This window comes from Georgenia subflava, assembly GCF_009193155.1.
Taxonomy (GTDB): domain Bacteria; phylum Actinomycetota; class Actinomycetes; order Actinomycetales; family Actinomycetaceae; genus Georgenia; species Georgenia subflava.
Genome location: NZ_VUKD01000003.1, coordinates 637,309 through 648,653, shown reverse-complemented (window position 1 = coordinate 648,653; position 11,345 = coordinate 637,309). Strand labels below are relative to the sequence as shown.

The window sequence follows — 11,345 nt, the reverse complement described above, 5'->3', positions numbered from 1 at the left end:
CGGCACGAGAGGGAGCAAGATCTTGACCCAGTGGGGCGTGGCCACCGACGCCGGTGGACGGCGGAGCGTCAACGAGGACGCGGCCCTTGCCGAGGCACCCGTCTTCGTCGTCGCGGACGGCATGGGCGGGCACGCGCGGGGGGAGATGGCGAGCCAGACGGTCGTCGAGGTCTTCCGCGAGCTCGCGGGCGGGCCGGCCCGCGACATCACCGCCGCGGACGTGGACGCGGCGGTCCTCGAGGCCGCCGCCCGGATCCGGCGCACCATGGCGGCCGAGACCGTGGCCGGCTGGGTGGAGACCGACGGCCGTGACCCGGTCGCCGGCACCACGGTCGCCGGCGTCATCCTCACCACCCAGGACGGTGACCCGTACTGGTTGGTGCTCAACGTGGGCGACTCGCGGGTCTACCGCTTCGCGGGGGACCGCCTCGAGCAGATCAGCGTCGACCACTCCCTCGTCCAGGAGATGGTGGACGCGGGCACGCTGGAGCCTGGCATGGCACGGACCCACCCGCGCCGCAACGTCATCACCCGTGCGATCGGAAGCGGCCGTGACTGCGCCGTCGACTTCTGGATGCTGCGGGTGCACCCGGCCGAGCGGATCCTGCTGTGCACGGACGGCCTGGTCGGAGAGCTCGAGGACGCCGAGATCGCTGAGGTCCTCGGCACCGTCGCCGACCCCGGCCAGGCCGCGCAGACGCTGCTCTGCCGCGCCGTCGACGGCGGTGCGAGCGACAACGTCACGGTGGTCGTCGTCGACGCCCCGGCCGAGGTCACCACCACCGGGACGACCGTGCGCACGGGCGGCACGCCCGCCGAGAGCGACGACGACGACACCGGGTCCACGCTGCCCGGCGGCGCGAGGAGAGGATGAGCGTGCACGAGTACCGCACAGGGAGCTGGATCGCTCTCGTCGGGGACGGCGCCGTCGCGCTGCTGCACCCCGAGGTGGGTACTGCCGCGGTCCGGGAGCTGTGGGAGCTCACCCGCAGCGGCTCCCGGCTGGGGACCTGGGTGGAGCACCTCGCCGGCGGGGGGATCCGCGCACTGCCCTCGTTCGCGATGGTCGAGGCGCACCGCGACGGGCTCAATGTGCTCGTGCGTGGTGACCTGACCGTCGACGTCGGCGGTGAGCAGGTCACCGGTGCAGGTTTCACGACATGGCGCGAGCAGGTGCTCCCGGGTGGCGCCGGCTTCACGATCACGGCGGGCGGCGCGGACGCCGGGGCCCCGCTCGCTGCCGGTGGCGCGGGTGCCGGTCGCGGCGCGGAGTGGCTCCCGGTCGTCGGCGGCATCGTCCTGGCGGACTCGCTGCGCACGCTCGTCGACGTCGCCGCGGGGGAGGACAACCACGCGGGCCTCCAGCTCGCCGACCACGCCGTCGACGCGGACGAGGAGGACCTCGAGCTCACCCTCCTGCGCACGCCTGCCCTCGCCGCTGCGATCGGCCGCCCGGCGCCGTCGTCGCCGGCGGTGAGCACGAGGGGTGTCGACGCCGCCGACGGCCCGGCGGAGGCGTCAGTGGCTGGCCCGGTCGGCGCGCCCGACGGCGGCGCGGCGGACGCGTACCAGGCAGGCCCGGCGGACGCGGACCAGACGGACTCGGCGGATGTGGACCGGCCGTCGTCGGCTGACGCGGACCTGGCGGACTCGGCAGACGCGCACCTGGCGTCGTCGGCAGACGCGGCCGTTGCGGACCCGGCACACGCGGACCTGGCGGACTCGGCAGACGTGGACCTCGCCGACCCGTCGGAAGCGGACCCGGCGGACGTGGCAGAGCAGGACCCGGCCGACGACGCCGAGTACGACCACCTGCTGTGGTCGACCGAGCAGCTCGCCGCGGAGGACGCGGAGGCCGCGGCGGAGGAGCTGGTCGCCGCGAGATCGTCCTCGGCCGCGAGCCCGGCGTCCGCGGACGAGGACGCCCAGGGTGCGGGGGCGCCGTCGGCGGGCGAGCCCGTCATCGAGCCCGCGGCCCACGGCCCCGCGACCCCGCCGGGTGGCCTCGAGGCGACCCAGGTCCCGCACGAGGACGACGACGCCTTCGCACCGCCCGCGGCGGACGCCGCCGCCTCCGGCGGACCGGTGCACCGGGTGCGGTGGGACGACGAGCCCGCAGCGGCCCCCGGTGCGGACTCCTCGGCGTCCTCCGGCCTGATCGACTCCGTGCCCTGGGCGCCGCGACCCGCGCCGGCGCCGGTGGCCGCGGCGGACCCGGGCGACCACGACGGCGAGACGGTGATGGCGGGCGACCTTCCCGCCGCTGCCGACGTACCCGCGGTCGCGACCGAGGGGGCGCCCGCGGAGGAGCCCACCCTCGAGCTGCTCATGTCCACCGGGGCACGCGTGGAGGTGACGCGCCCGGTCCTGCTCGGCAGGGCGCCCGAGGCCACCCGGTTCCGCGGCAACGCGGTGCCTCGGCTCGTCACCGTCCCGAACCCGGAGCGCGACATCTCCGGGACCCACGCCGAGATCCGACCGGCCGGGGACCACGTGGTCGTCACCGACATGAACTCCACCAATGGCACCGTGCTGAACCTGCCCGGCCAGCCCGCGTTCCGGCTCCACCCCGGCACCGGCGTGCCCGTGCCGCCCGGCGGCGTGATCGAGCTCGGCTCCGGCGTCAGCGTCACGGTCGTGCGCGCGGGGGAGGACGCGTGAGCCGTCGTCCCGCGGCCCAGCATCCCGAGCTGGCCGGGTACACGTACGAGAAGCTGCTCGGCTCGGGCGGCTTCGCGGACGTCTACCTCTACACGCAGCAGATGCCGCACCGGAAGGTGGCGGTGAAGGTCCTCACCCGGGAGGCGACCGAGGGACAGCCCCGCGAGCAGTTCGTCGCCGAGGCCAACCTCATGGCCCGCCTGTCCGGGCACTCCTCGATCGTCGCGATCTACCACGCCGCCCAGGCCCCGGACGGCCGGCCGTACCTGGTGATGCAGTACTGCCCGCTGCCCAACCTCGCCGAGCGGCTCAAGGTCCGGCCCCTCGGGGTGGCCGAGGCCGTCGGGATCGGCATCCGGCTGGCCGGTGCGGTCGAGACCGCGCACCGGGCCGGGATCGTGCACCGCGACATCAAGCCGGCCAACGTGCTCACCACCGAGTACGGGCGCCCGGCCCTGACCGACTTCGGCATCGCCGGGCTCACCAGCACCACCGTCGAGGAGACCGCCGGCGTCTCGATCCCGTGGGCGCCGCCGGAGTCCGTCGAGGGGCACCCCGCCGTCGGCGTCACCGGGGACGTGTACTCCCTCGCCGCCACGATCTACACCCTCCTCGCCGGCCGGTCGCCCTTCACCCGGCCGGGTGGTCCCAACACACGGCTCGACTACACCCGTCGGATCCGCCGTGACCCGGTGCCGCCGATCGGGCGCGGCGACGTGCCGCCCTCGCTCGAGCGCGTGCTCGCCCGCGGCATGGCCAAGACCCCCTCGCACCGGTACGGCTCGGCGCTCGACCTCGGCCGCGCCCTGCAGGTCATCGAGCAGGAGCTGCGGCTGCCGATGACCGACATCGAGGTGCCGGACACCTCGTGGATGGGTGGCGCACCCGCCCCGGCCGACGGCGCCTCCGGCGGGGACGGGGGCGACAACCGCACGGTGGTGCGGCAGGTCGTCGAGGTCGACCCGCACCGCGCGGGCAGCCCGGCGGAGCAGGAGGACCGCACGGTCGTCCGCGGCGCGACCACCGTCGCCGGTGCCCAGCGGCAGGCGTCTGCCGGCTGGGAGGAGGCGAGTCTCGGGGCCACCGAGCTCCGCGGCGGCGAGGTGGCCGAGGACGTGGAGGAGAGCGCGGGCCCGCGCCGTCGTGGTCCGCTGGTCGCCGCCGCGGTGGGTGTGCTCGTCGTCGTCGTCGGGCTCGTCCTCGGTGCGGGCGCCCTGCGCGGCGAGACGCCGCCCGAGCCCACGGCGGAGCCCGGTGCCGGGATCCCGATCCCCGAGCAGGTCCCGGCCCCGGCCGACCTGAGCGGCACCCGTTCGGAGGGCACGGTGACGTTCACCTGGGCGCCGCCGGAGGATCTCGCCGGCGAGGACGGGCTGAGCTACACCTGGCAGCGCACCGACCCCGGCGCGGACACCCAGGTCCACCCCTCCGACGAGCCGACGGCCGTCGTCGAGGCGGACGGCCAGGTGTGCGTGGCGGTCAAGGCCCGCCTGGAGAACGGCAGGACGTCGACGCAGCCGGCCGAGACCTGCGTGGAGTGAGAGGAGCAACACATGGCGATGCAGCTCGAGTTCTGCGGTGACTGGTTCACCGTCAGCGACGACGAGTCCTTCGTGATCGGCCGGGAGGGGCCGCTCGAGATCGACGACAACCCCTACCTGCACCGGCGCTTCCTCGAGGTCTCCCACCACGAGGGCCTGTGGTGGCTGGAGAACGTCGGCTCGCGGCTGTCGGCCACCATCGCCGACCCCGAGGGCAACACCCAGGCCTGGCTCGCCCCCGGTGCCCGGCTGCCCGTGGTGTACGCGCGCACCACGGTGCTCTTCACGGCCGGACCGACCACCTACGAGCTGTGCCTCGAGAACGACGACCCCACCTTCCTGCCCACCCGGCCCGCGGAGGAGCTCGAGCTGGGCGAGACCACGATCGGCCCGGTCACCCTCACCGAGAGCCAGCGGCTCCTCGTCCTCGCCCTGGCCGAGCCGGTGCTCAACGGACGCGGCTCCACCGCGACCATCCCCACCTCCGCGCAGGCCGCCGCCCGGCTCGGCTGGGCCCTGACCCGCTTCAACCGCAAGCTCGACAACGTGTGTGAGAAGCTCCACCGCTACGGCGTGCGCGGGCTGCGCGGCGCCCCCGGAAAGCTCGCCGTCAACCGCCGCGCCCGCCTGGTCGAGCACGCCGTGGCCTCGCGGCTGGTGGTGCCCGAGGAGCTGCCGATGCTCGACGAGGCGAAGGACCTCGCCGAGGTCGACTGACCCACGGGGCCGCCGCGGTGGGGAGTTCTCCCCACGACCGGGACAGGTTCCGGACGCACCCCTGCGTTACCATCGCTAGTGGTCCCGGTCGGGGACCTTCGACCCACGGCAGGGACTTTCAGGGGAGAACTGCGTGCGATTGCGGGGCAGAACGCGTCCGGAGCGCGGCCAGAGCGGCGGCACCCCCGGTGCCACCGCAACCGGCCGGACCACGGGCCGGCGCGCGGAGCGCAAGCGCCAGGCCCGTCGCCGCGTCGCCAGCGCGACCGTCCTGAGCCTCGTCGCCGGCACGGTCGTCGCGGCCGGCCTGCTCTACGACGGCGTCGCCACCGCGGACGTCGAGCTCAACGACGGCGGCGTCTGGGTCACCAACTCCTCCGAGCTGCTCGTCGGCCGGGTGAACTACCCGGTCCAGCAGCTCGACGGCTCCGTCACCGCGGCCAGCGACGACATCGACGTGCTCCAGGACGGCAGCACCGTCTTCGTCGCCGACGCCGGCACCGCCCTGCTGTCCCAGCTCGACCCCGCGACGGTCTCCACCTCCGGCGGCATCACGCTCCCCGCCGACCACGAGGTCGGCCTCGGCGGCGGCGTGCTCGGCCTCCTCGACCTCGGCTCGGGCAACCTGCACACCGCGCCGACCAACGCCGCCGGCCAGCTCGGCGACGACGAGCGCCCGCCGCAGGCGTCCCTCGGCGCCAACGCCGCGATGGCGGTGGGGGAGGACGGGACCGTCTACGGCGTCTCCACCCAGGACGCCACGGTGACCACCGTGCCCAAGGGCACCGAGCGACTCCAGGCCGAGGCGGCCGCCGAGGCCGAGGCCGGCGAGGAGGTCGAGGCCGTCGAGCTCGACGTCGCCGAGCTCGGCGTCGAGCCGGCCGTGCTCGACGGCGCCACGAACCAGGTCACCGCGGTCGGGACCGAGCCCGTGGTCCTCACCCGGACCGCCGAGGACGAGCTGTTCGTCCTGCGGCCCGGCTCGGACCCCGTCGACCTCACCGACCTCGACCTCGACGTCAGCGAGGTGCGGCTGCAGCAGGTGGGCGCGGACGCCCCGGACGTCGTCCTCGCCACAGCTGACGCCCTGGTGCGCGTCCCCCTCGGCGGCGGCGAGCCGACGGTGCTGCGCGCCCCGGGGCGTGGGAGCCCGGCCGCGCCGGTCGTCGTGGCCGGCTGCACGCACGCCGCCTGGTCGGGCGCCGCCCCCACCTACCTGCAGCAGTGCGGCGGGAGCGAGGCACAGGAGACACCGATCCCGACGACGGCCGACACCGCCGCACTCGAGTTCCGGACCAACCGTGACCTGGTGGTCCTCAACGACACCCTCACGGGGACCGTCTACCTCGTCAACGAGTCCATGACGATCGTCGAGAACTGGGACGACGTCACCCCGCCCGACGCCACGGACGAGCTCGAGGAGGAGTCCCAGCAGGACATCACCGACGAGATCCCGCTGGACCGCGAGTCCGAGAACCGTCCCCCGATCGCCGAGGACGACGACTTCGGCGTGCGTCCGGGGTCCACCACCGTGCTGGAGGTCCTCGCCAACGACACCGACCCGGACGGCGACCTGCTCGCCGTCGCGAGCTTCGAGGGCATGCCCGCCTCGGTCGGCGAGGTCCGCCCGGTCATGGGTGGCCGGGCGCTGCAGGTCCAGGTGCCCGACGGCGCCGCCGGCGGTTCAGGGGCCCTCAGCTACACCGTCGACGACGGCCGGGGCGGCGAGGCGAGCGCGACGGCCACGGTGCGGGTCGTGCCGGAGTCGCAGAACTCCGCACCCGAGCAGGTCCGGCCGATCCAGCTCACCCTGACCTCCGGGGCGACCGGCACGGTCAACGTGCTCGCCGACATGCGCGACCCCGACGGTGACGAGATGCTCGTCACCGGCGCGACCGGCAGCACCGAGGACATCGTGCGGTACACCCCGGACGGCGCCGTCACGTTCGAGGACCTGGGGATCTCCGGCGGCGTCAAGCAGGTCACCGTCACCGTCTCGGACGCGCGCGAGACGACCGACGTCGTCGTCGAGGTCGACGTCCGCGACGGCGCCTCGCTCCCGCCCGTGCCGGTCTTCGACTACGTGCGGGCCACGGTCGGCGAGGAGGTCCTGGTCGAGCCGATCGCCAACGACACCGACCCCGACGGCGAGCCGCTGCGCCTCGCGCGCGTCAACCCGACGGGGGACGCCACCGTCGATCCCGACCTCGACGCCGGTACCTTCCGGTTCAGCGCCGAGACGGCGGGGACGTACTACCTGACGTACGTGGTGGTCGACGACTCCGGCAAGGACGCCACCGGCCTGGTGCGGGTGGAGGTCGTCGAGAGCACCGACGGTCCGCCCGTCGCGGTGCGCGACACGGCGCTGCTGCCCGCCGGGGGCAGCGTCCTCGTCGACGTCCTCGGCAACGACGAGGACCCCTCCGGCCGGCTCCTCGCCGTCCAGCAGGTCTCGGTGCCCGCGGACTCCGGGCTCGTCGTCTCCGTCCTGGAGCACCGGATCCTCAAGATCAGCTCGCAGACCACCCTCACCGAGGCGACCCGGTTCGAGTACACCGTCTCCAACGGCTCCGCGACCGCCGTCGGCGAGGTCGTCGTCCTGCCCGTCGGCAGCGACGAGGCCCCGCAGCCCCCGGTCGCCGAGCCGGACACGGCGTCCGTGCGCGCCGGGGACTTCGTGACCATCCCGGTGCTGCAGAACGACTCCCACCCCTCGGGCCTGGAGTTCAAGCTCCAGAACGAGCTCGCGGAGCAGCCCGACGCCTCCCGCGGCCAGTTCTTCGTCTCGGGCGAGACGATCCGCTTCCGGGCGCCGGACCAGCCGCAGACAGTCACGGCCGTGTACGAGATCACCGACTCGGCCGGCAACTCCGGCTCGGCGCAGGTGACGGTGCACGTCAACGCGCCCAGCGAGCACAACGGCGCCCCCCAGCCCACACCGATCGAGACCCGCGCCTTCGCCGGCGAGGAGATCCGCATCCAGGTGCCGCTGTTCGGGATCGACCCCGACGGCGACTCGGTGCAGCTCCTCGGCACCGGCGCCGCGCCCCAGCTCGGCCGCATCACGGAGATCGGCCCGGGCTACTTCGACTACGAGGCGTACGGGCACGAGTCGGGGACCGACGAGTTCACCTACACCGTGCGCGACCGGCTCGGCCTCGTGGCCACGGCGCCGGTCCGCGTCGGAGTCGTCCCGCCGCCGGAGAGCAACCGTTCCCCGCAGGCCCAGGACGACGCCATCGAGGCACGCCCCGGCCGCGAGGTCACGGTCGACGTCCTCACCAACGACACCGACCCCGACGGCGACCCGCTGTACCTCGCGGACCAGGGCGACGGCGAGGCCTTCGACCCGGTCGACGGCGTCGAGATCGGCGTCGAGGACCAGCGCCTGAAGATCATCACGCCCGAGGAGACCACCACCTTCACCCTCGCGTACCGGGTGACGGACTCCCGCGGCGGTCAGGACACCGGGCTGCTCACGGTGTCGGTCTCGCCCGACGCCCCGCTCGTGCCGCCGATCGCACGCGACGACCTCGTCCAGGCCGCCGACATCATCGAGCACGACACGGTGACCGTCCCGGTGCTCGAGAACGACGACGACCTCGACGGCACCGCCGAGGCCCTGCGGGTGAGCGTGCCGGACGCCCCCGAGGGCGTGAGCGTGGTCGACAACCAGGTGCAGGCGCCCGTGCAGCCGACGCGCCAGGTCATCACCTACCAGGTGGAGGACGTCGACGGGCAGACCGCCTTCGCCTTCGTCGACGTGCCCGGCGTGGAGGACACCGGGCCGGTGCTGCGCACCGACGTCGCCGACATCGAGGTCCTGACCGGACAGACGGTCGAGATCCCGCTGGCCGACTACGTCGTTGCCCCCAGCGGCAACGACGTGCGCCTGACGGACGCCGCCTCGGTCAGCGCCACCAACTCCAACGGAGCGAGCCCCGTGGTGGACGACACGACCCTGACGTTCACCTCCGCCGACGGCTTCTCCGGCCCGGCCTCGATCACCTTCACCGTCACCGACGGCACGACGGCGCAGGACGGCCTCGCCTCCGTGCTCACGCTGCCGGTCACGGTGCTGCCTGACGGGGGCAACACGCCTCCGACGTTCGCGGGCGGCTCCGTGGAGGTGGCCCCGGCCGAGGGACCGACGACCCTGAACCTGCGCAACCTCGTGCAGGAGACCGACCCCGGCGAGTTCAACGACCTCGACTACGAGATCGAGAACCTCCCGGACGGCTTCGAGGCGTCCCTCGACGGACCCTTCCTCTCCGTGGAGGTCCCGGCGGACACCCTCGCCGGCACCGTCGGCGACATCCGGATCGCCGTGTCCGACCCGGTCAACGAGCCGGTCCTCGGCACCGTCACCGCCACGGTGGTCGAGTCCACCAGGCCGCTCGCCGGGATCACGGACCACGACCTCGGCACGGTCGACCAGGGCGACACCGTCACGGCCGACGTGCTCGCGGGTGCCTACAACCCGTTCCCGGACGAGCCCCTGCAGCTGATCGAGGCACTGCCCGAGACGGGTGACGCGGCGGTCTCTCCCGACGGGTCTCAGGTCTCGATCACTCCGGGCGCAGACTACGTCGGGCGAGTCGTCGCCCGGTACACCGTCAGAGACGCCACCGGTGACCCCCGCCGGGACGTCGACGCCCGGATCACGATGAACGTCATCGGCGTCCCGGAGAGGCCCTCCCCGCCGCGGGTCGAGGAGGTCAGCGACCGCACCGTGGTGCTGTCCTGGCAGGCCCCGGCGAACAACGGTGCCCCGATCACCGGGTACACGGTCGAGACGACCGGGTCCACCACACAGTGCGCCACGACCACCTGCACGATCAGTGGCCTGACCAACAACGTCGAGTACACCTTCACGGTGACGGCGACCAACTCCGTCGGCGACTCCGAGCCGTCCGGCCAGTCGGCCGTCGCCCGGCCCGACGTCAAGCCCGAGCGGCCGGTCCCGCCGACCCTGACCTTCGGTGACGGGCAGCTGGACGTCGCCTGGACGGCCCCGGACACCGCGGGCTCGCCCATCGAGTCGTACGACCTGATGATCTCGCCGGCCGTCGGCTCCGGGCAGGTCAACGTCAGCGGCACGAGCTACACGTGGACCGGGCTGACCAACGGTCAGGAGTACCAGGTGCAGGTGCGGGCGCGGAACGCTGCGCCCGACCCGTCGGAGTGGTCGGGCTGGTCCGCCGGCGAGATCCCGGCCGGCGTGCCCGACGCTCCCGCCGCGCCGCGGGTGCAGCGCGTGGACTCACCGGTGGCGGCACAGATCACCGGCAGCTGGGAGGCGCCGTTCGCCAACGGTGACGCCGTGTCCCAGTACGAGGTGACGATCCTGCGTGAGGGCGCCCAGTTCCGGCAGTTCACCGTCCCCGGCTCGACCACGACCTTCACCGAGGACGCACCGGCGGGGTCGAGCTACACGGCGACCGTACGGGCCATGAACAAGGCAGGTTGGGGTGAGACGAGCCAGGCTTCCGCGCCGGTGCGCAGCTTCGTCAAGCCTTCGGCACCTGGAACGCCGAGCGCGTCCGCGAACGGGAAGAACGGCCAGGTGGAGCTGGCGTTCAGCAACGCCCAGCCCAACGGTGACCCGATCAAGCAGTACCAGGTAAGCGTCAACGGCGGCGGCTGGCAGAACCTGCGTACCGACCGGGTGGTGACCGGCCTCAACAACGGGCAGAGCTACACCTTCCGGGTCCGGGCGATGAACACCTACGCGGGCGACCCGTCCGGTGCTTCTGCCTCGGCCGTCCCGTACGGCCCGCTGGCGAACCCTTCTATGCGCGCGAGCGGCAACGCCAAGTCCGCGACGTTCAGCTGGAACGCGCCGGACGGCAACGGCCGGGACATCACCGCCATCCAGGTCCGCTTCACGAACGACAACGGCGGCTGGGGAGGTTGGCAGAGCGTCGGCGCGAGCGGCAACCGCACCGTGGGAGACGCCTACTCGACCACCTACCGTGGCGAGATCCAGGTCACCCGGTCGGACGGCCAGGTCACGCGGGACAGTGCTCAGGCGACCTCTGGCAAGGACCCGGCGAACCCGCGGGTCGCGGTGAGCCGGACCCGTCCCGCGCAGTACCCGGACAGGTGTGTGCACCGCTCGTGCGCGCACCTGGACATGCGGTACTGGGACCTGCCCGCCGGCAACTACAAGGTCACCTTCGACACGAGCATGCCGAGAGGCACTGGTCCGTCGATCAGCGACTCCATCCACAACAAGAAGGTCCACACGATCAGGAACGGCGCCGGGACCCTCACCACCCCGATGTTCTTCGGCTACCCCGGCGAGACCATCACCGTCCTCATCGAGGGGCCGGTAACCCGCAAGGCCTCGCTCCGCTGGCCGGACGCACCACCCGGGTGAGCGAGCTCCAGCGCCTGCCTGCGCCGAACCACCGCACATCGACA

Annotated in this window: 5 protein-coding genes; all 5 read left to right on the top strand. The window is 73.5% G+C overall.

The window, feature by feature from the left end:
• Nucleotides 1-22: 22 nt before the first annotated feature.
• A complete protein-coding gene (locus tag GD748_RS12900) occupies nucleotides 23-874 on the top strand; it encodes a PP2C family protein-serine/threonine phosphatase (protein ID WP_226921290.1) in 852 nt (283 codons plus the stop codon).
• Nucleotides 871-2,661 (top strand): FHA domain-containing protein, encoded by a 1,791-nt coding sequence (locus tag GD748_RS12895; protein ID WP_152195568.1) that lies wholly within the window; start codon nucleotides 871-873, stop codon nucleotides 2,659-2,661. The genes GD748_RS12900 and GD748_RS12895 overlap by 4 nt, the downstream gene beginning before the upstream one ends.
• Entirely contained in the window at nucleotides 2,658-4,202 is a 1,545-nt protein-coding gene (locus tag GD748_RS12890) for a serine/threonine-protein kinase (protein WP_152195567.1), read from the top strand. The genes GD748_RS12895 and GD748_RS12890 overlap by 4 nt, the downstream gene beginning before the upstream one ends.
• Nucleotides 4,203-4,214: 12 nt before the next feature.
• On the top strand, nucleotides 4,215-4,919 hold the full coding sequence (locus tag GD748_RS12885) for a hypothetical protein (protein WP_452176689.1): 705 nt from the start codon (nucleotides 4,215-4,217) through the stop codon (nucleotides 4,917-4,919).
• A 133-nt stretch (nucleotides 4,920-5,052) separates the two neighbouring features.
• Nucleotides 5,053-11,301, top strand: a complete 6,249-nt coding sequence (locus GD748_RS19545) for an Ig-like domain-containing protein (RefSeq protein WP_193312934.1) — start codon at nucleotides 5,053-5,055, stop codon at nucleotides 11,299-11,301.
• Nucleotides 11,302-11,345: the final 44 nt, after the last annotated feature.